Origin of the sequence: Desulfitobacterium sp. LBE, from assembly GCF_007830365.1 — a bacterium.
Lineage (GTDB): Bacteria > Bacillota > Desulfitobacteriia > Desulfitobacteriales > Desulfitobacteriaceae > Desulfitobacterium > Desulfitobacterium hafniense.
In genome coordinates this window covers 1-25,080 of sequence record NZ_VLKD01000001.1, presented here as the reverse complement: position 1 = coordinate 25,080, position 25,080 = coordinate 1, and the positions used below count along the sequence as shown (strand labels likewise).

Sequence of the window (25,080 nt, the reverse complement as noted above, 5' to 3'; positions counted from 1 at the left end):
TGTCACCTCCTCATCGAAACGCGGCTGCGCCACGTAGATTGCTATGGACTGGGGTGGGCTTGACGGGGGATGGAGACTGGCCTTTATCCTGCCCATTTTTCAAGATGGTTTTCACGGTGCTGTAGGTACAGCTTCCCAGTTCCCAGGACCGTTTGCAAGCGGCTTCTAAACGGTCCTGACCGTATCGCTTTCCCATTTGGAGTAGACCCATACACGCCCGGTAAGCGGTTTCCTCCACATGCTGAGCACGCAACAAGGTGTCGATGACAAACTCGGTATGTTCTCCTACGAGCTGCGCCCATTGGCGGTAGTCGTCTCCTTTATACCGATTGGCTTCCTGCTGATGCCGATGAGCGTCCGGCATGTGTTCGGTGGTGGTCACATACCTTGACCCCCGATACTGCCGATGATGAAGCGCCACGCGTTCTCGGTTCTCGCTGAGGATCTCGACCAAAGTCGCTGTGATCCGCAGCGTGACCTGATGTTTGAACAGGCGGTGAGGTACGGAGTAGTAGAACCCTTCGAATTCCACATGGTAGTTGTCGGGAACCCGCCGGACGATGTAGTGAGTATACTCATAGCGAGTGCTCGGCAGAGGGCGCAGCGCTGGTCGATCCACGGCCTGAAAGACGCTTTCACGGCTGCCGGCCCGTTTGCGAAACGGCCGCTTGACCAGCTCTTTTAAGCGCTTTACAATGGCACGGTTCAATTCCTCAAAGGTAAAGAACCTCTGTGGCCTTAACCATTCTAACAGCCAGGTTTCCAGCCATCCCACACTGCTTTCCACTTGGCCTTTGTCCCGTGGAGACCGGATTCTTGCCGGAATCACGGCCACATCGTAATGACGAGCCAGATCCCAGTAAGCGGGGTTAAGCTGAGGATCATAATATCCCGGCTTACTCACCGCTGTCTTGCAGTTATCCGGGACAATAACCCGGGGTACGCCTTGAAGCCATTCCAGGGTGTGGACATGGGCGCTCAGCCAATTCTCCAGTTTTTCATCCGCAAAGGCCTCCACATAGGGATAACCACTGTCGCCCAGGGTGGCCACAAAAAAGTGGGCGGTGAGCATCTCACCTGTCTCAGGATCGACGACACAACTTAATGTGTCTCCCATCCAATCGACGAAGAGTTCTTTGCCCGGCTCGTGGGTTTGAACCATGATCACGTCTTTTCCCGTTTCATTTCGCCATAGGGTATAGCGCTTGCAAAACTGGCTGTAACCCAGTCCATCGGGGTTGCCAGCCCGGTAATCTTCCCAAAGAAACTGAAGATTTTGCCGTTTATGGGCGACAAGCCGGGCGTGTATGGATTCCCAATTCGGTTCATCCTTGACGTATCGTTTGGCAAAGCTGTCCGGATAGAGTGTTGCTTTGATGGTGTCGTCGGTCATGTTTGATGCTTGAGAGTAGGTCAACGAGTGCTCCCTGCATCGCCGTTGGACTTCGCCTACAGTAGATTTTGCGCATTTCACGCTGGCTGCAATTTCCCTTTGAGAATAGCCTTGCTCCCACAGCCGTATGATTTCGATGATTTTCACTGGTTCTTCACACCTCATTTGTTTCCCCCGCACAATGCCTTTTTTCTCATTGTACCGGGTTTATTCTGAGGTGTCTGGTCTGCCCGAATGCCGCGCGTTGACTGGCCGAATCTCATCGGAACTTCCGACCGAATGTCACCGGATTAAGTGGCCGAATGTCGTGAGAATCTTTGGCCGAATGTTAGAAGAATACTCACCAATCAACTCTCCATTCCCCATTCCCATCTGCAGCCAAATCATAACCAATATCATTAAATGCGTAATTATCAATAATGGTCGGAACCTGATACCATTTTCCCTCGACTTTCTTCTCCAGCAGGAAATAATCACCGTAGATACACTGCTTGTCTGAACTATTGGTAAAGTTTAAAGTCAAGCCGGTTAAAGACACAGTCCCTTCCTTAACTCCCATGGTTACACCCTCAAAGCTGTTGACGATTTCATAGGTGGTAGACTCCCAGTCCGTTGTTTCAGGAGATTGACCTGAATCAGCTTTGATTATGGTATTGGTCCCTGCAGTTGAGCTGCCGTCGGCACTTGCGCATCCTGACAAAAAGATTAAGCCTATGGCCACTGTGCATAATAACAAACAAGAATGCTTTTTCATATTAAAATCACCTCAACTTGTTAGACGCTGGTTAGTGGTCTGATCTTGCTCCACCATCCCTCTCTGAATCAAATCTTCATATTCCATTGCTAAATAACCGTCACTAACACTCTATATCGAATAAGCCGCCACTCCTGTGACGGCTAAACAATCCTTGATTTTAGTTCTCGGACGGCTCCTCTGAAAAAAGAACTGTCAGGTAATCCCTGGCCCCATTCAATATACGATAAACTGAAACGAATTCTCCCTCGATCTTGTAAAATACCAGATAAGCTCCACAAACAAGAAAACGATAATCCGTTTTTAAATTAATCTTTGCACCAAGCGAGACTCCCATTTCGGGAAAATCAGCCAAATTCTCTATTTTGGAATAAATGACAGCTCCCATCTGTATAGCTGCTTCTGGATTATCCTCGGCGATGTAGGTTTTTATTTCCTGCACATCAGCAATGGCCATAGGATTGATTCTAATTTTGTATTTCACCCTCAGACCTCCAATGCTTTCTTGAGGTCATCAAGGGTCCTCCATTCCTTTCCAGTTTCAATGATATCCTCCGCTTCAGCAAGCTTTGATAAAAGTTTAACTACAGCCTGTTGCCTTTCATATTCCTGTATATCCATAAGCACGTAACGGCCTCTGCCGTTTTTAGTCAAAAAAACAGGCTCCCCAACCTGGCAGGAACGAAGAACTTCGTTATAATTTCTCAAGTCTGAAACCGGTTTAATATTGGGCATTCTTTACACCTCCACAGTTTTTTGTGTTGTAATTATTATATGCAAATACTTCGTAAAATTCAATGTTATATTTAGCAGCAAATTCTCAATTCATCCCGCTTTTATGTATGTTCAATTGGAACAAATAATCATTCTTCTCTGCCCCCATCCCCGTTAAGGCCCGGCTCATAATTCGTAATCGATTCCGAATTTGCCCCGCACCATACCAACAAATACCCCACAAAATCCCAGCCCAATATACACAGGAGACTGTCACTGTGGCAGTCCCCTGTGTATTACTTTTCAAATGACAAAGCCTCACGCCAATAGTAAAGCTCTTCATATTCCATTGCTTAAGTATAAAACCTTTCATTCAGCTTGATTAAACCTAAAAGAGGGCCTTGTTCGTAATTTTCTTGGGGATAAAGGCTTTTAAATTCGTTATATTTTTTCATCAATACCGGAATCGCATCTTCATCAGCAATAAACCCAAGTGCAATACAAACAAGCGATGATGCGTATGGGGACCTTATTTCATCAAACATTTCCAACAGCGTCTTTGCATAATCTTACCGGATTGTCTTTGAAGAATTTTGGAGTCAATATATTTTTATACATATGTACCACCTCAGTTTAAACTAACTTTGTTTATTACTGGTGTCCTCTTGGCAGCAGGGTCTGAAACGGCCGCCTACACACAGGCCAATTTTCTATCTGTGGCTTTCAATCTCAGTTGCTTATAATTTGTAAGCAACTGAAATCCTTCTTCAATTTTGCAAGCCGGTACGCAGCTCCTCCTAGCGCAGTGACCTGTTATTCATTCATCTGTTCCAGTGAATCATAGGGTTTTCTTGTTCAGCAATATTGGACCCAATCCGGCTGATTTTCTCCAACCGCCTTTTCCACACTGCTGATCCAGTCCGCGACCTGTTGGAGCCTTATCTGCAATTCCTCTAGCCCGATCTCCCCGTCTTCCGCATCGTCCCACAGATTGCTGAGTGCGTATTTCACTCCCTCTTCCGGAAAAAATATACTATCATGATGTAAATTTCTCATAAGAGCCCCTTCGCCGTCCTTAGCGCACTTACCATTGATAGCGATATGGCGAACCTCCCATCCGTCGACCGTCCGTTCGATTCGATAAACATTCGGATGCCCCCACCTTCTCGTATATACGGAGAAGGTCATTTCTTTGTTTAGCGTATCGTCTCCCTTGGTTTCCATCGTCTCTCCCCGCCCTCTTATCTCCTTCAACAAGGCCGTAAGCATATCGTAATGATCGTAGAAATCGATTATGTCATTCTCCGGGAGCCTACCGCTATTGATCATCAGCCATTTTGACAGAATTGGCAACATACCCCAATGAAGAATCGGAATCACCGGATGTAAGTCAGAAAAAATGCGGCGCAGCCTTTCATGATCAAACGAAAAGCCTTCGCTAGTTTCATAGTCGTCGTAAAATCTTCCAAAAGACTTTATAAATAAGACCTTGGCAGTTTCCAATTGTCCGAGTGCCTGGTGATGATTCCGAATTATTTTTTGAGCTTCATCCAGCTTTTCTGTCTTGAGGATAAACTTTCCACTTCTTTGTTCAAAGAAAAAGTCTAAATTATAGGCAATATCCCTTTTCCGAAAATGAAAGACAGTCTCAATCTCCGCCACTGTAAACTCACGTGTCACTTCATACTTCTCTTTAAGAATTCCACGTACAATGGAAACTAATAAGTTCCTTCGCCTTGCAGTTGTTTCCGATACCGACATTAGTTCTTCCCCTGTCATGGCGTTAACTCCCCCCTGCACCTATTAATATTAAAAAACGGGCAGCCACCATGGCACATCCCATAGTTTTCGCAGGTTTGGCACGCCAAAATGGCATGCCTCTGTGCTCCGGGCCTGCTCAATCTCTCCCGCATTTTAATAAATTCTTCCCCGAATCTCCATCCATCCTGCAGCGAATGCCTTCTTAAATCAATTCCCTTCCCGGAGATATCATTCATGAATGAGCACGGATACAGGAGCAGATTTTCTGAGATATAAGCAGAAAACCTTGCCGCCTCACAAAAATCCACAGTCTCCTTCAGCAGACCGTCTCCCATCAGCGGCAAAAACGAAATCATACAGCTGTCAAAGCCGATTTTACAATTCTTGACCTTCTTCACCATTTCAAAGAAGTCTTTTATTTCGTATCCATCCCTCAGGCACAAGGCGTCAGAAGAATGGACAGGTTTATAATTCAGAAAAACGATGGCATTGACGCTTTCCAGCAAATCGGCGTGTTTTTCCAGCAATTCCATCGCCTGGGGGAGGCTTAGTTTATTTAGCATAAAATGGATGTTTACCTTAATTCCGTATGCGCCGGCCCGTTTAATCACTTCCTGTGCATCAGCATAGGGTTCATACCAGCTGACAGCCATTGCGCCGCAGAATTGTTTCGTCGCCCCATAGATCTCGTCTGTCATGCCTTGTCCGTTTGTTGTATAGGATGGAACAATCTTATGACTGCGGGTTTTCTGCAAAATCTGCACAAATTGAGGATGCTGGTTCGGGTTTCCCCCGCCTAAGGCAACCTGTAAAACGCCCGCCTTTTCCGCCTGCTCCATAATAAATTCGTAATCTTCCAGATGGATAAAACTCCCTTGTCTGTTTGAAGCGCGATAGCAGAAATCACATTCCCGTTCGCAATAATTTGTAATTGCGATATCCAGCAGCTCAGGCCCTATTGCATTAGAAAATGGGTCGCTGCCGTTTTTGCCATAGCGGATAAACGTGCCCTCATCCCGATCAAAGCCCAGAATATACCCGCTTTCCCTGCAATTCCGAATCAAGCAGCTTCCCATCACCAGCCACCGATCTTGCCGTTAAAATACAAGTCATCTTCACAAATCAGAAAGCTTTCCATACAAAAATAGACTTCCGCAGCCGAATATCCATCGGAGTGAAGTTTTCCATAATACACCTTTCTGTTTTCGGCCAGCAGCTTTTCGACGATTCGGATTGTCTCTTCATCGTAAGATTCTTCTTGCAGAAATTCCGCTACGCTGCCATATGCTGTTCGGGACTCTTTCATGTATTTCATAATATCCTGTTTGTTCTCCTCTACCGCTTCGTAAAGTTCTTCAAAAATCCGACTCATCGGAGACGGTCCTTCGACCCCGATGCCTTTGATGAAACCCTCTTTATCTAAGTCATCCTTCATGGAAATAATAAAAGAGGTAGAGGAACTGTTCGTTACAAAGCCCTGCCTGATCTTCATAATTCAATTTCCTCCAATGCCTGATTCAGGATATCGATACCCTTATCTTCATATTCGATCAAAGAGCGGGTATTATAGTTGGACAGATCTATGTTCAGCTTAAACAAGGTTTGCTGTTCGTTCAAATCTATAAACTCCATATGGGCCCAATCCAATAGTTCTTTTTTGTATAAGTAATCGGCAAAGCTATCATATTCCTGTCCATAGTAGGTCAGATATTCCTTTTTCAAGTCTCTGGCATATTGAAAAAAAGACTGAAAGATCCTCTTGGTATAGAATTCGGCAAAGGAACCCTTTTGCAGGTGTAATGCAGAGGATATCCTTTTTTCAAGTTCAGCATAAGCGAAGCTATCGTCAGCTATGCAATAATATTCACCTGCTAATTTAAGTATCCGCATGTTATCCTCCGGATTAATCGAACAGCAATTTTGAAAACAGCTCCCTACCACCAGGTATATCCCGGCAAAAGCTGTTTTCCTGAGCCAGCCGTTCTATTCTCTGATCCCATGGCTCACCTTTCCTGAATTTTTCAAGATGTTGCAGAATCTCCTTAACATTGCCTAAAATCAAGCTGCTTTGGTGTCGGTTCATTTCTTCCAGAATGCGCACAGCCACTTCCGGTGACACTTCATAGAGCTTGCACCATAAATCCAACGCGCCCCGGTTCTCCAGTTCAAGTAAATAAATGCTCAGTCGATACCACTCAGAATGGCGCACATTCCAAGCATCATCATTTACGTCTTCCGCAATGCGCTGGATCATCCTGTTAAAAGGCCATACAGACTCTGGCCGAGGATTGTTATAAGCACCTTTCTTCTCACGGTAGACACCAAACATCCTTTTAATAAAAGCATCATACAAGTCTATTTTTTCGGCAAGCACATCCAGCGCCTCGAACAGCAAACGGATATTAATCTTACCAAAAAACTCACAATCATATTTGCCAAGCAGATCATGAACAACTTTTTCCGCATGAGGCCCATTCGCCACAAGTTGCATCCTCCAGGCTTCCTTATCATGAGCGGTAAAATGACGATCCTCCAGCCCCCATATATAGAGCCAGTAGAGATTTTCGTATTCAGGAAGAGCTTCGATGATCGGCAATAAATCCTCCTGCGATTCAGTTCGCGCCAAATAGAAAATGTATTTTTGAACGCCTTCCCTGATTGTCAGATTTTCTTCATTCATCTGATCCCAGAACGATAGAAAGGCATCCTGCTCCGCAAGATGGGTCAAAATATAGTTTGTAATACAGAAGTCCCGGAATTCATCAAATGTAAAACTGATCACTATAGTATTTTTCATCAACATACCTGTTTTCAATATCTGCTCGTCCTTGAATATCACCTCGTTATCCAGCATTTGATAGAGCAGCTCTTGCTCAGATTTGTTGAAAATTCCGGAGGGGACATTAAAGAACGTTTTTTTACGAATCATATATTCCGAAATTTTATCAAGCAAGGTATACAAAGAATCCTGAGGATTTAAGACCGGCTGATCCTTTTGATATTCCTGTGATTTTAGATTCAAATACTGCCGGAATACATCATATTTGTAAACATCATAGACGTAGATTTGCTTCTTGCCCTCATTTGCTTCGCAGAAAAATCGCAGCAGCAGCACATCACTCGTTAAGGCATCATAGAATCGATTTGTTAATGTATTCTCTCTGATCGTGATCCCGAAAAAGTTCAGGTACCCTCGGAAGATCCGCCCCTTGAAGTCGTCGCTCCTCTGCCACATATCGATATGTTTATATGCCCTTGAATACGTTCCTTCCTCGATCACCTCAAACCGCTCCTTCAGGAACTCGTTCCGGGTGGTCATGATCACTTTGATATATGGGTAGGCCTGACATTCCTCAAGAAAATCCCGTATGCACTGGCCAAAGTTCTTCACCAGCGAATTCTCGTTTAAACCATCGATGATGACGACGAGGGGCTTCTTGGTACGATTCCATTCCCGGCGGAGAATTTTATTCCCATAAGAGAACGAATACACCCCGTCCAGCGACAGCTTTTGCTTGAGAAGCGCCATTGGATTTTCCCTGAAATCATAGGCATTAAAATATAACGCACAATAGCCTTTTCTCATCAGAAAATTCGCTGTGAAGTCACATACGAAGTTGGTTTTGCCCTGACCGGCGTCTTTGGTTAGCAGAATATATTTCTTTTCTATAAAGTCGATATTGTCTTTTATGTCAGATAAGTAGTATTTAACGGAATTATTGAGACTGTTCTGTCTGAGATCATAACTCTCCTCCAGACTGGAAGTATCAGAGTAGAAATATTTATCTAATTCCGCCAACAAGGAAATCCCATCTGAAACCCGGTCCCCCAGGCAACTATGTAATGGTTCCAATTCCGTCACTGAAAAGTTTTCAGTCAGATCGGAAAAATCAATTTCCTGTTTACCTTGCTTTCCAAGATAAAAATTAACATTTTTAAAATCAAGCATCTTCGCATCACGGATCGCCTTCTTCAAAAACAACATAGGGTCTGCAAAATATCGGAGGTTTTCTTTATAGTCGCCTTCTTCCACAAATATGTCTGCAATATACTTTTTGCTTTTTACGTTTTTATCAATCTGGCTTCTCGTATATTGAACACAGGCCTCTTTCAGCAGCATGTGATATGCATTAGGCTTGAAGTTTTCCTTCGCCAGCAAGTCCTGAAACATCTCCACCGATGACATGCGTACGCCCAATGCGCCGCTGCTATTATACGCCTGCATTTGCAGGATGCCGACGATTCTGTGATCGCAGAATACGGGAGAGCCGGACAATCCCTGATAATTGTCCGCTATTCCAGCCGTAATTGCTGCCAGATGATAATCCCATTCCTCATCCTTTACCGGTGAAATGATGATCCCGGTCCCCCGCACATGATGCTCACATTGCTGGGATGTAATAAACCCACTGACCGACCATCTGGATTCTTCATCCAAGACCTCATCATCGGAAAAAATATCAGCTATACAGTAGCTATCATCGGAATTGCCGATCTCCAGCACTACTGCCACATTATTCTCATTTACGACGCAGGACTCTTCTTCTTTGCCACCGACCCACACCGTATGGCGCTCTCCACAGGTCACATGCCTGGGAGTCAGCACGAGATTTCTCCCGATCATGATCCCGGTTCCGTATTCAATACACTCTTCTCTAAGATAAGAACGTACCTTGACTATATATTTCTCCATACCTATTTCCCTTTACAATCTGATTTCCCGGTACCCAAACATCGCTGAATATCCGTATTTTTCCTGCATATCCATCAGCTCTTGTTTCTGTTTAATGTCGTAGTTAAAACATATGGTTTTATTTCCGGCTAGAATAGCTCTAGCCAACAGGTCATTTTCCGGATGCCGGTTTTGCTTTCCGCCGTCCGTCGATATGAGAAGCGTTCTCCCCTTTGCTTTCTCCAGCAACTTTATATTCGGTTTGGTCGTACCATGATGAGATATCTTAATCAGATCATACTCATCCGTCAAAAACTCCGCCCAACTGTCGCTATCCGAGTCTCCGGTAAACAACAGCTTCGTACCCTTATATTCAATTTCGATTACAACGGACGCATTATTTACCTCGTTCATCGGCGCCAGTGTAGATGTACCAACCCAGCGCTCAAGCCGCGGCTCTGAAGCCGAAATATATTCCTCCAAACAGCCCGGTTCTATTTGCAACTCCATTAATCGCTCAAACAATGCTGCAAATTCCATATCTTCCGAAAGCTCATAGTGGATGCCAAAATTCCGGATCATCTCAATATTCAATTTGTGGGCAAGCCTGTTCAAGGACGATTCGTTTGGTGACAACACGATCAGTTTGCATTCTCCAATTTGAATGGAATGATCGACCAGCTGATTCCTGTTGTCAGCATTTCTTTTAACGACTCGGTCTGCAAACTGTGCGTTTAACCGATATCCGTTCTGAGCGCATAGCTCCTCGAAACTCCTGCTGTGTGCTGCTGATATAGGGCCGACATTGCCATCGCTCTGCATGGACAACTGGCCCAAGATCATATTCATCCGTTTCTTTTGCAGCTCCCCGATTGCCGCCCGTTTTCTCTCCTGGAATTCATCCCGCATAAATAGCGTGTTAAAAAATCCGTTGAACCAAATATTTTCCACCTCAATAATATGAGGCGCATTTGCGGGACCGTTCTCACGTAAAAATGCGATCGCTCCTTCTAGATGATCCTGATCTATGTGCGTAATCAACATCAGTATCACACGGCGGCCCTTATGCTTTAATTGAGTCAATAAGGGCTTCAGCTCGGATTCGTATGTGGACTTATAGCCACAGTCGACCAGGATACATTCCCCGTTGTCGAATTCCACAACAAAACAGTCTCCGGCTTTGGCGGGAAGAAAATGTACTATGCAATTGCCCACAGCAGCTCCTTCCTTCTATCGGCTGACCGCCGCTATTTATGCAACATTTTTACCTCTACGATTTAACCTTTTGAATAACATCATATGATACCAAACAAATTAAGAATTTTCTTATATTATGCCATATTTTGGACTAACATGATAGAGCTGGTAACATCTGAAGCATGACTAATCTTCCTTCATACCCACTAGCAAGCCTGTGACCGATTAAATTCGGCAAACACCCCGGCTGCTCTGCCCCATCACCGTTAAGACCTCACTCATAATTCGTAATCGATTCCGAATTTGCCCCGCGCCATACCAGCGCTCCCCGCCAAATCCAGCCCAAAATACAGGGGACTGCCACTGCGACAGTCCCCTGTGTTCAACAAGTCATATCCTTTATATCATCATATTCTATGGCAAACAGCATTTCATCACTCAAATCTTCAATATGTGCTAACCGATCCGCCTGGTTAACAAGCGCTTTTTCAAAAAAGTTTCTTACATCCCTGGCATTGGCAAATGTATCTGAATCACATCTTTTTTGGAAGAATGAATAGGCATATGCTTCTGCCTGGCTTGACAGACTCAGATTCGTTTTTTTACACATGGATTTTAAAATTAATAGCAATTCCTCCGCGCTATAGTCATCAAAGCTAATAAACTTATTAAACCGTGACCGCAGGCCTGGGTTGGAATCCAGAAAACGCTCCATTGGTTCAGGATACCCTGCCACTATGATGACTAAATCGGCCCGGTTATCCTCCATGGCTTTGACAAGGGTATCGATGGCTTCCGTTCCGAAATCCGCTTCTCCCCGGTTTTCTGTAAGCGAATAGGCTTCATCAATAAATAATATACCGCCTTTCGCTTTACTGATCACTTCCTGGGTTTTTAGCGCGGTTTGTCCCACATACCCGGCAACAAGTCCTGAACGGTCCGTTTCAATAAGCTGGCCCTTGGAAACCAATCCTAAGGCTTTATATATTTCGGCCAGCAGCCTGGCCACCGTTGTTTTTCCTGTTCCAGGGTTTCCCGAAAACACTAAATGCAAGGACATCGCCGGTTGACTAAAGCCCCGTTCCTCGCGTATTTTCTGCACTTTAATCAAATTAACCAGACTATTCAGATCCTTTTTAACCCGGGCTAATCCGATCAGTTCATTCAATTCCTGGAGTAATTGCTCAAGACTTTTGTCAGAACCTGTGCGCTCAGAACTGCCGGTTACAGCCACGCCCTCCGAGTCTATCTCTTGGAATTCTCCCAGGTATTCTGTTTCACATCCGTTATCTTCCAAGTACTCATTGAGATGCAATAAATACTCGTATAACGCCGTCGATTTGTTAATATCAATGTCATTGCAGCTTTCATACAAGAAATGCCTACCCAGATATCCAAAAAGCGTGACAATCCCAGTCATAGTATCATATGTTCCTTCTGAGCGCTCACCTGCTTCAATCAGGGCTTCATCGAACTTTTTAGTGATATCCATAAAAGATGGGATCTCTTCTGCAAACTGGGGATTCTCTATTATATATTTTTTTGAGGCTTCCGTATCTATGGCATAAGCTCTGCCTACACTTAGATAATCCTTGATGACTTGGCTTTCGAGCTCTGTTAAGTCACCATCCGCTATCGCTATATAAGCTAAGAAGTGTACTGCGGTTTGGAGTACTTCGTTGGCCAGAGATCTGCCATCCTTTAATCCATATCCTTTGCTATCTATAGTATCGCATAAATTTAATATACTTTTCAGAGCACTTGTCTGAGCGGCACGAAGTTCCTTCCACTGTTCTCCGGTCTGGGCTTCCATTTCTGATACATCCATTTTAACTCTGCGCCGTCTGCTTTCTCTGGCTTCTTTCGCCGCTTCAGCACGTACTTTACGAGCCGCTTCTATTAATTGATTGATATCCTCAGCAATAAAGTTGACACCCTTATTGTAATAGGATTCTTTGTATTCGGTTAGCCTAGCCAGAATTTCCTTTAGATAGTGCATTTGCACATAAGAATTGCCCGCTTGCCCTGCCTTATTTGCTTTTTCTTTTAACATTTCAAAGCTTTCTATCATTGATTCCACATGATCATTTGCTTTTTTAAAACATGCACGGCAGATCTGATACTCTTCCGAAGGTCTTTCCTTGATATTGAATGTGGTCTGGCAAAGTCTGCACTCAAAAACAGAATCATTGAGTATTGATTCACTAAACAATATCTTTTTAAGCGAGTTCCACATCACAGCGACCTCTTTTCTTTCCTTTTGAGCCTATTTCACAATCTTTTTACTATTCCACATCCTTCCTTCATTTCCTCTTTCCTTTCCCCTGCCAAAATACAGGGGACTGCCACTGCGACAGTCCCCTGTGTGCTACTTTTCAAATGATAAAGCCTCTATAAACTCCTCCTGGAAATCACTCCGGGTAGACAATTCCAAATGCTCGGCAAGTTCGGCTAACAGGGCAGCCCTTTTGCGTTCCTCTTTGGATAACAGGATCATTTTGGCCCCATCACCGGCTGCGTTGCCAATCGCTCTGATCTTCTCCAAGGGCACATCCGGGAGCAGGCCAATCCGCAGTGCCGCTTCCTTGCTGATGTAGTTGCCGAAGGCCCCGGCCAGCAGTACCCGGTCCAGCTGCTCCAGTCCGATTCCCATCTCTTTCATGAGAATCTTAATCCCGGCCAGAATAGCCCCCTTGGCCAGCTGCAATTCCCGGACATCTTTTTGGGTCAGAACCACATCTTCCTTTAAGCCGGTGTCTTTTTCCCAAGCCAGCACGAATTCATATCCGCCTTCGGCATTACGAATCCGCTCCTGGAGCTTGGGAGGGAGCTTGGCCAGATCCTCCGGTGTATTGACAATCCGTCCGCTTTCATGGATGACTCCCGCTTCTGCCATTTGGGCAATAGCATCAATCAAGCCTGAACCGCAGATACCAATGGGTTTGGCATTGCCGATCACCGCCAGTTCCACATCATCGGTGATTTTGACCCGCTCGATGGCTCCGTCCGCTGCCCTCATGCCGTATTTAATCTCTGCTCCTTCAAAGGCCGGACCTGCGGCTGTCGAGCAGGTAAGAATCCGCTTCCCGCCGGCTAGGATGATTTCTCCGTTGGTACCGATATCCACAGCCAGAGTATAACCGGGCAGCTGATCCACTTTAGCGGCGATCATCACTCCTACCGTGTCCGCTCCCACATAACCCGCCACATTGGGAACCACCACCACATGACCTGTCTTAAGAATATTTAGTCCCAACTCCGCAGCCTTCACCTGAACAGACTGACGGAACACGGGAATAAAAGGCGCCGGCGCCAGATAGGTTGGGTCGATCCCCAGGAATAAATGGCTCATAGTGGTGTTTCCCACCACGACGGCCTGATAGATGTCCTCCTGCTTCAAGTCATTTCTCTTGCATAATCTGGAGATGATCGTATTCAGACCTTCCACCACCACCGTCTGCAGCTGCTGCAACTGCTCCGGTCCCTTAGCCGCATGGGTAATCCGGGAAATCACATCAGCCCCAAAGACACGCTGAGGATTCGTCAGTGCGTCGCTGTCCAGAATCTTTCCCTGAAGCAGATCCACCAGATAAACCACCGTAGTCGTCGTGCCAATATCGATGGCCAAGCCATGGCTTTTCTGAGTGGTATCTCCCGGCTCCACAGCCAATAAGGCATTCCCGTCCACAACCGCAGTCACATGGAAATTGGACTGATGAAGGATTTGGGGAAGTCCTGCCGCCAGAGTACGGTTAAAATGAATCTTGGGTGAAGGCAAAGCGGCCATGAGGCGGTCCCAATCCGGCGTCTGATCATGAACCGTCGGCTTAGCCAATTTAAGCTCATATTTTTTTACGCTTGGCGCCAGGTCGATATCCTCCAACTGGCTTAAATTGGTTTTGCGCTGGTGAGCATCTTTGGATTCACTGAGATTGACGATTAAATCTTCCGCCACTTTATAGCGGCAGGCTAAAACCCAGCCGGCCTTTCGTTCCGAGTCACTTAGAAATTTCCCCATATCAAGGGCAGGATCGACCAGGGTGGGATCGACTTGAACTTTACATTTCCCGCATGTTCCTCTGCCTCCGCAGGTGCTTTCCAAGGGCACCCCTGCCGCGATGGCTGCCTCCATAACGGTGCTGCCTTCCGATACTTCAATTGCTCTCTTCCCTGGTAAAAACGTAACTTGGACCATCGTTTTCTCCTCCTTGTATGCTGCCCATGCCTCATCCAGTGCAGATGATTAAGCTTCTGGCTCTATTGTAACACTATTCTTACAATAAGGAAAAAAACTTCTTAGAACAAGAGCTCCCCTTGTTTATTTCCCCGCTTCTTTGGTGCGGAATTGCCGTACCAAGTCATCAAGAGAAACCGCTAAGGCACTGATTTCTTCAGCACTTGCCGCAACCGTCTCTGTTGAAGCGGTTTGTTCTTCTGCCGCCGCGGCAACTTGTTGGCTGTTTGCAGTTGTATTCTCGGTAATCGTCGCTACCTTATCAATCAAACTAATGACTTGATCGGAAGTAGCAACCTCCTCCTTCGTAAGCTCAACGATCTCTTTAATATTGCCAACCGTTTCCTCTACTACTTTGATGATTTGCGCAAAGGTGTGATCCGTTTCTCTGACCACTTCCACCCCTTTCTCGACGGCTTCTTTTTCCTGCTGCATCGATTGGACCGCCTTCTCGGTTTGTTTAATCATCTCTGTGACCAGGGTGGATATTTCAGTGGAGCCAAGATTGGATTGCTCGGCTAAATTGCGCACTTCATCAGCAACAACGGCAAACCCCCTGCCATGTTCACCGGCTCTGGCAGCTTCAATCGCAGCATTCAAAGCCAACAAATTGGTTTGAGTCGCAATGGCGTTGATCGTAGTAATAATTTCACCCACTTTTGTGGACAATTGATTTAATTCCTGGAGGACAGTCATGGTATCTTGTGATTTTATATTGATCATTTCGATAGCTTCCACTGTATTATTAACCTTAATTCGGCCTTCCTGAGCGGCTTGCTTGGTATTTTCCGAACTTTGATTGATTTTTAAAGCCCGGTTTTGAGCCAGCTGAACCATGCTTGACAATTCCACTAGAGTTTGCGAAGCATCCAAAACCGCATGGCTCTGCTCCTCCGCCTCCCTGGCCACATGTTGGATGCTGGCTGAGATTTCCTGACTACTGGTGCTTACCTGCTCTGAAGAGGCTGCCAGCTCTTCAGAGGATGCGGCAAGATCTTGGGCACCTCTTCGCACATGCTTGACAATAGTTGACTGGCTATTGATCATTTGGTTGAAGGATTCGCCCAGAGTCTTGATTTCATCCTTGGTATTGATCTCCGACTGAACGGTCAAATCTCCTTGTCCTGCCTTCTCCATAAGACTTTGCAGTTGCTTGATCGGCTTGACAATATTATTGGAGATGAGCACGGCAATGAGCAGCGCGATGGTTAAAGCACTGAAGATGAGGATAATGGTTTGTTTCCTGATCGATAAGGCCGCTGCCATATATTCATCATAATTGGCTGTCACAGCTACTACCCAGCTCTCTACAGGCTCAAAACAAGTATATTTATATACCCCTTCATAGCTATAGAATCCTTCCCCGGCCTCTCCCGCTTTCATGCGCTCGACCAGCTGTTTTAACTCTCCGCTGGCTGTATCGGACAGATTTTCGGTCAGTATCTTTTCCTGAACAGGATGGCTTACCAGCAATCCCTCCCGATCCACCATATAAGCATAACCGCTTTCACCGATCTTTATTTTTGTCGCATGCTTGACGATCTGATTGAAATTTATTGTGCCAATAAGCACCCCGACAACTTGATTATCCGCTTTAATCGGTTGGCCTACCGCGACTACAGTATTTCCCGTAACCATAGAGATGATCACATCACTAAGTGAGACCGAGCCAAGCAAAGCCTCTTGCACATACTCTCGCTGGGCATAATCAGCCGTCGTATTAATGCTGCTATTATCCATTACCCCCCGACCTTGAGCATCTGTCAGAATCAGGCTTTCAAACAGATCACTGTTTTCTTTCTGAAGGGTACTCAGATAGGTGAACACCCGGGAGCTTAGTTCCCCATTGTCTTGATCAAGAATAACTTCTGCTAAATTTTCATTGGTGGCCATTACATTTAAAATATTCCGGGCTGCTTTCATATCCCCTGAAATCGCTTCAGCTGTTTGTTTGGTAGTATCGCTTAGCTGCTGTTCTATCGTTTCTTGCAAGGCATTGGCAGCCATAGTATAGGACATAAACCCCAAGACAACCACAGGAATAGAAATCAGTATTATAAAACTCACTACTAATTTCTTTCTCAAGCCAAAATTCATTCTCCTCAACCTTTCCACCGGAACCTCTTTGTTTTTACTTAAGAGGTCTCCCTTACTTCTTACCGTCACAGCCAAAGTAACTATCCCTAAATTGTATCTTGCTTTCCCTTCCCCCCCTCCCTATTTTTATTTAATACTATCGCTAAAAGGTAATATTATCCGATAATCTACTATAACCTGTTAATAATTGTTTTAACAAGTGTTTTTTCGTTTTTTATTTTTTAATAATCATTCTTCCTGGCTCTTGAAAATTATGCTATTCCTGATAGAATAGAATAGTAAAATCACAGGGATTACAGAGGAGGTGAGTAGGGATGCAAGCTGTTTTTAGGCACGGATTTTTAATGGAATTCTTATATATTAACCGTGCTAAATTTGCCACTTTTGCTTTTAAGGGGATTACTATACCCTTTTTTAGCAATTGAATAGCAAATCTAAAACGGCGAAAACATCTCTTACCCATTTCTATTTATATATTATGTGGTGGTTATTGAGGAGTTGAAAGCTCCTCTTTTTTGTGCCACCGTATCCTTTTTTAGCTATGGGGGTAATGTCTTTCCATGGCTTTTTTGTGTTTACAGATCTTGAATGAATAACGCTTGAATGAACAACGGAGGTAAATTATGATTGCATGCAGTGTTAACAAAGTGACTAAAATGTACGGCGGCAATACCATTTTTTCGAATATATCCCTGGAGATCCAAGAAAATGAGCGGGTCGGCTTGGTCGGGCCTAATGGCAGCGGCAAAACCACCTTATTCAAGCTGCTGGCCGGCCAAGAAGATCCCGATGCCGGGCAGGTCCATTGGAAGAAAGGTTCAAAAACCGGCTATCTTACGCAAATCCCGGACTTTGAAGATGGATTAACGGCCAGAGATGTTCTGATGACCGCTTATCGCGAACTTTTAGAGATGGAAGAGACGATGAGGGAACTTGAAACAGCCATGTCTCTGGAAGAAGAACACCCCAGACTGGACAAACTTATGGAACATTACGGCCTTCTCCTCAATCAGTTCACACTCCAAGGTGGCTACGAAATCCAGGCTAACCTTGAAAAAATAGCCCAGGGACTCAACATCGGAGACTTGCTGCCCAGGTTCTTTGCTACTCTCAGCGGAGGGGAAAAAACGAAAGTAGGCCTGGCGCTCACTCTTCTTAAAAACCCGGATTTCTTATTATTGGATGAACCCACCAATCATCTCGACCTGTTTGCCGTCAAGTGGCTGGGCAGTTTCCTGAAAACTTACAAGGGCACAGTCCTGGTTATCTCTCACGATCGCTTTTTTCTGGATGAAGTCGTAACAAAGATCCTGGATTTAGCGGACGGTGAGCTGCACCACTACCATACCAATTACACAGGCTATGTGAAAGAAAAGGAAGAACGCCTTCTTAAAGAATTTCACGATTACGAAGAACAGCAAAAGCAGATCAAGAAGATGAAGGAAGCTATCAAGCGTTTGCGGGATTGGGCCAGCCGGGCTTATCCCTCCGGCGAAGGACTCTACCGGCAGGCCAAGAATATCGAAAGGGCCCTGGAGCGCATGGAAAAACTCAGCCGCCCTCAGCTCAACCGCAAGAAAATGAATCTGGAGATGGAGGCTTCCGAGCGCAGCGGTAAAGATGTGGTTCTGCTCCAGGATGTCGCCAAGGGCTTTGGCGGCAATCACCCCCTTTTCACCAACGTCAACCTCCACCTTGCTTTTGGGCAGCGGGCTGCCATCGTCGGTGAAAACGGCACGGGAAAATCCACTTTAATTAAATTGATCTTAGGGGAACTGAGCCCGGACCAAGGAGAAGTGCGCATCGGCAGCAATGTCAAAATCGGCTATCTATCCCAGCAGGTTTTCTCCGACACGAAAGAAAAAACAGTGATCGATCTTTTCCGTGAAGACATCCCCATGACTGAAGGAGAGGCCAGAAATACTCTCGCCCGCTTCCTCTTTTACGGGCCTATGGTTTATAAGAAGGTATCTCAGCTGAGCGGCGGGGAGCGGATGCGGCTCCGCTTAGCCCAGCTTATGTATCAGGACAATAATCTCCTGATCCTTGATGAACCCACCAATCATCTGGACATGGACTCCCTGCAGGTCCTGGAGGATGCCCTGGAAAACTATGATGGAACCCTGCTGGCTGTCTCTCATGACCGTTACTTTCTCAATAAGCTCTTTCACAAGGTGTATTGGCTTGAAGCCGGAGCGGTGCACTGCTTTGAGGGAAACTTCAGCTATGCGGAAGAGAAGATGGGAACCGCCCACCATCAAAATGAGAGGGTTCATAACGAGGAAGTACAACTCAAGAGAGAGAAACCGACGGTCAAACAAGGCGGGAGTGACTCCCTCCCGACCAGGGATAAAATAACTCCGGACTATCGCCTCGAAAAACTGGAATCAGAGCTCAAGGACTTGGAGGAGCAGATATCATCCCTGGATCTTCAACTCCGGGAGATTGTGGACCTGGCCCAATTGCAACAGGTCTATGCTGAGAAGGAAGGATTGGAAAAGCGCTGGCTGGAGATCTTTGAGCTGCTGGAGTAGTCCCTGGCACCCTGGCGGCCATGTGCACATTGATAAAGGTGCGGAAAATTTTCCGCACCTTTGGTTGGCCTGACTATCCCTGCCTATTTTTATCTTCAGGCTCAGCTGCATCCACAATCTCACCGGTGAGCTGCTTGACCAGTTTGTCCAAGTCGATGCCCGACACGCTGTTGAGCATTTCCGGGGCGGTGGCCATCAGGGTGGTGACATAGTTGCTTAACTTAGCCGCCCCCTGCCCCGTTCCGGTATCGACAACCGTCAGTTTATCAATGGCTTTCAAGGGCTCGGCGATCTTGCCGGCTAACTCGGGCAGCATCTTGACGATAATGTCCAGAACGGCAGCCTGACCGTATTTTTCAAAGGCTTCCGCCAGTTTCTCCTTAGCCTCGGCTTCAGCTAATCCCTTCAGGCGGACCACTTCTGCTTCAGCCGTTCCTTTCGCCCTTTCAGCCTCGGCTATAGCCAGACCATCCAGGCGTTTCTGCTCGGCATTGGCCTTGGCTTCCGCTTCGATCTTATATTTTAGGGCATCAGCTTCCCGCATTCTTTTGGCTTTATCCGCTTCCGCAGCCTGTTCCACTGCATACCTGTCAGCATCGGCCTTTTTCTTCACTTCAGCATCATATTGCTTCTCGCGGCGCAATATTTCTTTTTCCTGAATTTCGATTTCTTTTTCTTTCTGGACCAAAGTAACCTTCATCTGCTCTTCTGTGACCTGTTGTTGGGAACGGGCTTCCTGAATATGATAGGCTTGGTCAGCCTCAGCCATAGCCGTATCCTGTTCTTTTTTGAAGGAAGCGACTTTGAGTTCCTTTTCTTTCGTTGCTTCAGCGATGCTGGTATCTCTCAACAGCTCCGCTTTCTGACCTTCTTCGGCGGCTTTCGCTTTCTGAATCCGGGCATCACGCACTGCTTCCGCTTCCGCAACTTCGGCATCCCTCTTGACGATAGCGATCCTCGGTTTACCTAAGGCTTCCAGGTAACCGTTTTTGTCGCGGATATCTTTGATGGTAAAGGAGACGATTTGCAGACCCATTTTCCGTAAATCCTTGGCTGCCGACCCCTGAACCTCCTGAGCGAACTTATCCCGGTTACGGTAGACTTCTTCAACAGTCATCATCCCCAAAATCGCCCGCAGGTGTCCTTCCAAAACTTCCTGGGCTTCCTGACTTAAAGCCTGAGCAGGCTTGCTGAGAAATTGCTCAGCCGCTGTAGCCACATCTTCCACCGAACCGCCGATTTTGATGATAGCCACCCCATCCGCCATCACCGGAACCCCCTGCTCCGTGTACACCTCCGGAGTGGTAACGTCAAGCTTATGGGAAAGCAGAGAGATAAATTTCGCTTGCTGGAAAACCGGCAGAATAAAGGCCCCGCCACCGCGGACGATTTTAATCTTGCGGCCCGATTCGTCGGTATAAACATTTTTCGTGCCCAGATAAGAACCGGTGACGATCATGGCCTGATCCGGACCTACCGTCTTATACCTGGCCCAAAAGGCCAACCCGAGCACAATAATAACCGCCAGCACAATCATCGGTATCGCTAAAAAATCCAACATTATATTTCCTCCTCGTATAATTGATTTAGTTCCTGCCCCACGAGTCCCAAAAACTAATGGAACGTGGGGTATTTAAATGACCATAGAAAACTGGAAATTCAGTAGATATGGTCAACAGCAACAAGATGCACACAGGATAACGCATACCCCATGCAGCCGTCGTGCCTGTGGGCAGTGTGGACAAGTCAACCCCAAGGCATACTTCAAATTCGACTTGTCCAAAGCCTGTTGGGAAAGCTCTTTTAAGACAGACCCCAAAGGACTTTTCCACAGGCTGGCACTGTCCACAGGCTCAGGATGAGGAATACCTGAGATTCCTCAGATCGTTCTTTGACAACAAAAAAGTATTTAAATTTGTTGGGATTTCAAGCAAAATGGTACCGTGAGGTTCGTTCTGGCAAAGCCTTTTCCTCCTTGAGGCTCTGACCTCTTTTTAAGTCTGACTGCCAGCCCACAATTTGAACTTTTAACTCGAAGGTTGCACAGCTTAAAGGGAACTCCTCCGATAGTAGCAGATCGGTTGGATCCGAGGTCTTTTTAGGACAAGTGCTGATTCGGCGAGGTTGTTGACCTGTTGTGGTGCCTGGTCCCAACGTTAATCTTACAAATTGTTTGGCTCAGAAAGTGAGGTGATTTTAATTGAGTTTATTTGTCGGTATTGATGTGAGTTCCAGTGATTTTAAAGTGCGAATCTTAGATGAGCGTGGTAATGAACCGGTTAAAAGGCTACGGGCTTTGAATGATCAGCCTGGTTGTGAGCAAGTTGCCCGATATCTCTTTGACGCCTGTGCTCAAGTGAATGTGGACCGGCTGGTTATTGGTTTAGAGGCCACTTCCGTATACAGTTGGCCGTTACAAATGTTCTTAGCGGAAGACCATTCTTTAGCCCCTTTGCAGCCCCAAATTTATTCCTTTAACCCCAAGGTCGTTGCTAATTTCAAGAAGGCTTATGTGGACCTTCCGAAAAACGATTGGATTGATGCCTGGGTCATTGCCGAACGTCTACGCTTCGGTCGGCTCCCAGAGGGCTCTCAGGTCGATTTCCGCTACTTACCCTTACAGCGCCTCACTCGCTTTCGGTGTCATTTGATTGAGATGATTTCCAGAGAGAAGAATTATTTTCTCACGAACTTGTTCTTGAAGTTTAGCACGCTTGCCCAAGGTGCGGTTTTTAGTAACACTTTCGGCGCTACTTCTGAATCCTTGACACTTGAGTTTTTTTCTCCAGAAGAGGTTGCGGCTCGACCGCTTGATGAACTGATTGATTTCCTCATGGAGAAAGGAAAACGTCATTTCGAGGATCCGGAAACCAAAGCCAGAGAGTTGAAGGAAGCTGCCCGCAAGGCCCATCGACTGCGTGGAAGCCTATTGCAACCCATTAACCTTATCCTGGCCACGAGCATTGAAACCATCCACACCTTGGAGAAGCAGGTAAAGAAAATCGATAAGGCAATCGAAGCAGAAATCAGGCATTTCCCGAATACGCTCATTACCATTCCCGGTATTGGCCCTGTGCTTTCAGCGGGTATTATTGCTGAGATCGGAGACATCCGTCGTTTTCCGAATGAAGGAGCCTTAGCAAAGTTTATTGGGTTAACCTGGCGTACCCACCAGTCAGGTGATTTTACAGCCGATGACACACCCTTAACTCGAACTGGCAACACCTACTTGCGCAGTTATATCATCCAGGCTGCTAACTTAGTACGCCAAAAGGAACCAGAGTACAAGGTCTTCTACCAACGTAAATTTTCGGAAAGTAAGACTCATCATCATCGCCGTGCTCTCGTGCTTACTGCACGCAAACTCGTCCGTATGGTTGATGCTCTGCTACGCAGCAACCAAATCTATAGGCCACATGGCAATAGGGGGAATGCTAACCAAGCATGAATTGCGCTAACCGATACTCCATTTTTGTAACTTTTTCCCACGATAGTTTGGGAATGAGATGGTTTCTTGTTGCCTTTTTTGCCCACTGATTATTAGCTAACTGAAAATTTGACTCGCTTAGAGTCTTGACATATTACCGAAGGACTTTATATTTGCAAAGATATATTGGCAAAGACTTGTTCCCAATTCATGGTTGCAGCAGGCATTCCTCCTTCGTTTAAATTTTAAAGACTTGTTCCCAGCTCAAGCGTTTGCGGCCGTCAGGGTCATTGACGACCTCATTATGAGTATTGAAAAGCATGGTGGCCCGGTTTTCCTCATCGTAGGGGGGCCAATCAGGCAATCCCGGGTTGTTCGGATCGCCATGGCGGGCGAAAGCAATCCAGGCTCGATGCATCAGTCCGGCCAGTTGGAAGCGGCAGGGCTCTTTTCCTGTCAGCTCTTCCGTTTCCTGAGCAAGCAAGGTATTCCAGACAAAAGGAATCTCCAGGCCATGAAAAGCCTTGGCCTCTCCTCCTAAGGCCTCGCTTGCATAGTCAAACCGATACATCCAGACAGGCGCACCATGCTTTGCCTGGCCTTCACTGAAATAAATAGCCGGATAGGTAAAGACATAATGAGTCATCGCATCTTCATAGCCTGCCTGATTCAAGGCCTGGCTCAGGGCTTGGTTCAAAGCGTTCTCTTGGGCAGCACTGTGAGAACCAGCCGCCCAGCTTGAGCCAAATGTCCGTTCCAAAAAAACCTTGATTTCATTTTCATCCATGTCTTTCCACGCCGGATCGAAATATGTAAACAGCTTGTTTTCATGGGCGTTGGTACCCACCAATACCGGAATATCCTTGGCCAACCCTGCATACAGCACTTTTTCCGGATGTTCGGCGATAACAATGCCGTCGCCGACCGGACCAAAGGCCCGGCGCGGCAAAATCCCGCTGGCCTCGATAATCTTTTCTGCAGGAAGGTCTGCCAATTCGGATAAATTTTGCCGATCAATCTGGAGCTGAGCAAGGAGCTGTTCCGTCATTTTCACCGCTGCTTCCAGGGTTACTTTACAGCGGGCCGTCCCGCTCTGCAGGATGGCTTTGTGAAAAAGCCCCCGGGCCAGGGGCATGGCCAACAGATTACCCACACTGACAGCTCCTGCCGATTCACCAAAAATCGTCACATTATGGGGATCACCGCCGAAGGCTTCGATATTTTCCCTGACCCATGTTAGGGCGGCCACTTGATCCAGAAGCCCGCAATTTCCTGAACCCCGGTAAGCTTCACCTCCCATATCGCTTAAATGGAGAAAGCCAAACACACCCAGGCGATAGTTAAATGTGACGACCACCACATCCCCTTGTTCGGCAAAGGATTTCCCGTCATACAAATGGCTTGAACCGGAGCCATACATAAAGGAACCCCCATGTATCCAAACCAGTACAGGCCGTTTTTTCCGATCGGCGCCTGGGGACCAGATGTTGAGATATAAGCAATCCTCGCTCTTATGCAGCGGCGAGTCACCCAAAAACTTCATGGAGGGGCTCTCCCCCTGGAGTGCCGCCGGACCAAATTCTTTGGCTTCCCTCACCCCTGCCCAGGCCCCTGGTTCCCGGGGCGGACGGAAGCGGAGAGAGTGAAGGGGCGGGGCCGCATAAGGTATCCCTTTCCAAATGCTGACCCCGCCTTCCCTAATCCCTTCCACCAGACCAAAGCGGGTTTCTACTAGGGTCGCTGACATATTAAGCATCCTCCCTTTCTCCGTGCCGGAGACATGGCATGAGGGGGACCTTCCCCGGCATCAGCCTTCGACAACAAGGGCGATGCCCTGCCCGCCGCCGATGCAAAGGGTGGCCAGACCCAGCTTATTCCGGCGTTTTTTCATTTCATGCACTAAGGTGACGAGAATACGGGTGCCGCTGGCGCCGATGGGATGCCCCAGAGCAATGGCCCCGCCATTGACGTTCACTTTCTCCCCGGGGAAGCCCAATTCTTTGGTGACAGCTAAAGCCTGTGCGGCAAAGGCTTCATTGGCTTCGATCAGATCAAGCTCATCCAGGGCAATGCCTGCTTTCTGCAAAGCCTTTTTCACGGCATTGACCGGCCCGACTCCCATAATCGCCGGGTCCACCCCTGCCATGCCGTAGCCTTTAATGGCCGCCAGATAAGGAATCCCCAGGGCAGCGGCTTTTTCTTTACTCATCAGCACACAGGCCGCGGCGGCATCATTGATACCGGAAGCATTGCCGGCGGTTACCGTGCCGTCTTTTTTAAAGGCCGGTTTTAACTTG

At 46.7% G+C, this 25,080-nt stretch carries 18 protein-coding genes and 1 pseudogene; 2 read left to right on the top strand and 17 right to left on the bottom strand.

From position 1 onward, the window contains the following. Positions 1-10: 10 nt before the first annotated feature. The 14 genes from istA to DESLBE_RS00035 form a co-directional block, all read right to left on the bottom strand. On the bottom strand, positions 11-1,540 hold the full coding sequence (gene istA / locus DESLBE_RS00100; RefSeq protein WP_207706455.1) for an IS21 family transposase: 1,530 nt from the start codon (positions 1,538-1,540) through the stop codon (positions 11-13). 193 nt (positions 1,541-1,733) lie between these two features. After that, positions 1,734-2,147, bottom strand: coding sequence for an immunoglobulin-like domain-containing protein (locus DESLBE_RS00095; protein WP_243131196.1), 414 nt, complete (start codon positions 2,145-2,147; stop codon positions 1,734-1,736). A gap of 160 nt (positions 2,148-2,307) precedes the next feature. Next, a complete protein-coding gene (locus tag DESLBE_RS00090; RefSeq protein ID WP_015944517.1) occupies positions 2,308-2,631 on the bottom strand; it encodes a type II toxin-antitoxin system RelE/ParE family toxin in 324 nt (107 codons plus the stop codon). Positions 2,632-2,633: 2 nt separating this feature from the next. Then, on the bottom strand, positions 2,634-2,882 hold the full coding sequence (locus tag DESLBE_RS00085; RefSeq protein WP_005812819.1) for a type II toxin-antitoxin system prevent-host-death family antitoxin: 249 nt from the start codon (positions 2,880-2,882) through the stop codon (positions 2,634-2,636). A 332-nt stretch (positions 2,883-3,214) separates the two neighbouring features. Further along, positions 3,215-3,406, bottom strand: a complete 192-nt coding sequence (locus DESLBE_RS00080; RefSeq protein WP_144674764.1) for a hypothetical protein — start codon at positions 3,404-3,406, stop codon at positions 3,215-3,217. A 310-nt stretch (positions 3,407-3,716) separates the two neighbouring features. Further along, positions 3,717-4,640 (bottom strand): hypothetical protein, encoded by a 924-nt coding sequence (locus DESLBE_RS00075; protein ID WP_144674763.1) that lies wholly within the window; start codon positions 4,638-4,640, stop codon positions 3,717-3,719. Continuing rightward, positions 4,637-5,698: a radical SAM protein gene (locus DESLBE_RS00070; RefSeq protein ID WP_015944520.1), complete on the bottom strand. Its 1,062-nt coding sequence runs from the start codon at positions 5,696-5,698 to the stop codon at positions 4,637-4,639. Before DESLBE_RS00070 ends, DESLBE_RS00075 begins: the two co-directional genes overlap by 4 nt. Continuing rightward, the gene (locus DESLBE_RS00065; protein ID WP_015944521.1) at positions 5,698-6,114 is read right to left on the bottom strand and encodes a hypothetical protein; all 417 of its coding nucleotides are present in this window, start codon (positions 6,112-6,114) and stop codon (positions 5,698-5,700) included. The genes DESLBE_RS00070 and DESLBE_RS00065 overlap by 1 nt, the downstream gene beginning before the upstream one ends. Further along, positions 6,111-6,512: a hypothetical protein gene (locus tag DESLBE_RS00060; RefSeq protein ID WP_015944522.1), complete on the bottom strand. Its 402-nt coding sequence runs from the start codon at positions 6,510-6,512 to the stop codon at positions 6,111-6,113. Before DESLBE_RS00060 ends, DESLBE_RS00065 begins: the two co-directional genes overlap by 4 nt. Positions 6,513-6,525: 13 nt before the next feature. After that, complete coding sequence (locus tag DESLBE_RS00055) at positions 6,526-9,315, bottom strand: hypothetical protein (protein ID WP_144674762.1); 2,790 nt, start codon at positions 9,313-9,315, stop codon at positions 6,526-6,528. A 12-nt stretch (positions 9,316-9,327) separates the two neighbouring features. After that, the gene (locus DESLBE_RS00050; RefSeq protein ID WP_144674761.1) at positions 9,328-10,509 is read right to left on the bottom strand and encodes an MBL fold metallo-hydrolase; all 1,182 of its coding nucleotides are present in this window, start codon (positions 10,507-10,509) and stop codon (positions 9,328-9,330) included. A 364-nt stretch (positions 10,510-10,873) separates the two neighbouring features. Further along, the gene (locus DESLBE_RS00045) at positions 10,874-12,544 is read right to left on the bottom strand and encodes an AAA family ATPase (protein ID WP_243131195.1); all 1,671 of its coding nucleotides are present in this window, start codon (positions 12,542-12,544) and stop codon (positions 10,874-10,876) included. Between the two features lie 315 nt (positions 12,545-12,859). Then, positions 12,860-14,686, bottom strand: coding sequence for an ASKHA domain-containing protein (locus tag DESLBE_RS00040; RefSeq protein WP_144674759.1), 1,827 nt, complete (start codon positions 14,684-14,686; stop codon positions 12,860-12,862). A 123-nt stretch (positions 14,687-14,809) separates the two neighbouring features. Beyond that, positions 14,810-16,810, bottom strand: coding sequence for a methyl-accepting chemotaxis protein (locus DESLBE_RS00035; protein WP_243131194.1), 2,001 nt, complete (start codon positions 16,808-16,810; stop codon positions 14,810-14,812). A 635-nt stretch (positions 16,811-17,445) separates the two neighbouring features. Here DESLBE_RS00035 and abc-f point away from each other — a divergent pair. Next, on the top strand, positions 17,446-19,356 hold the full coding sequence (gene abc-f / locus DESLBE_RS00030) for a ribosomal protection-like ABC-F family protein (RefSeq protein WP_144674758.1): 1,911 nt from the start codon (positions 17,446-17,448) through the stop codon (positions 19,354-19,356). 73 nt (positions 19,357-19,429) lie between these two features. Here the strand turns inward: abc-f and DESLBE_RS00025 are convergent, their stop codons facing one another. After that, positions 19,430-20,917, bottom strand: a complete 1,488-nt coding sequence (locus DESLBE_RS00025; protein ID WP_011460095.1) for a flotillin family protein — start codon at positions 20,915-20,917, stop codon at positions 19,430-19,432. Between the two features lie 639 nt (positions 20,918-21,556). Between DESLBE_RS00025 and DESLBE_RS00015 the strand changes: the two genes are divergently transcribed. Further along, positions 21,557-22,804 carry an IS110-like element ISDha12 family transposase gene (locus tag DESLBE_RS00015; protein ID WP_005808714.1) on the top strand — a complete coding sequence of 416 codons (1,248 nt, stop codon included), beginning with the start codon at positions 21,557-21,559 and terminating at the stop codon, positions 22,802-22,804. A 217-nt stretch (positions 22,805-23,021) separates the two neighbouring features. Here the strand turns inward: DESLBE_RS00015 and DESLBE_RS00010 are convergent, their stop codons facing one another. Further along, on the bottom strand, positions 23,022-24,530 hold the full coding sequence (locus DESLBE_RS00010) for a carboxylesterase/lipase family protein (RefSeq protein WP_144674757.1): 1,509 nt from the start codon (positions 24,528-24,530) through the stop codon (positions 23,022-23,024). 60 nt (positions 24,531-24,590) lie between these two features. After that, a pseudogene (locus DESLBE_RS00005) lies at positions 24,591-25,080 on the bottom strand (acetyl-CoA C-acyltransferase); the annotation flags it as partial.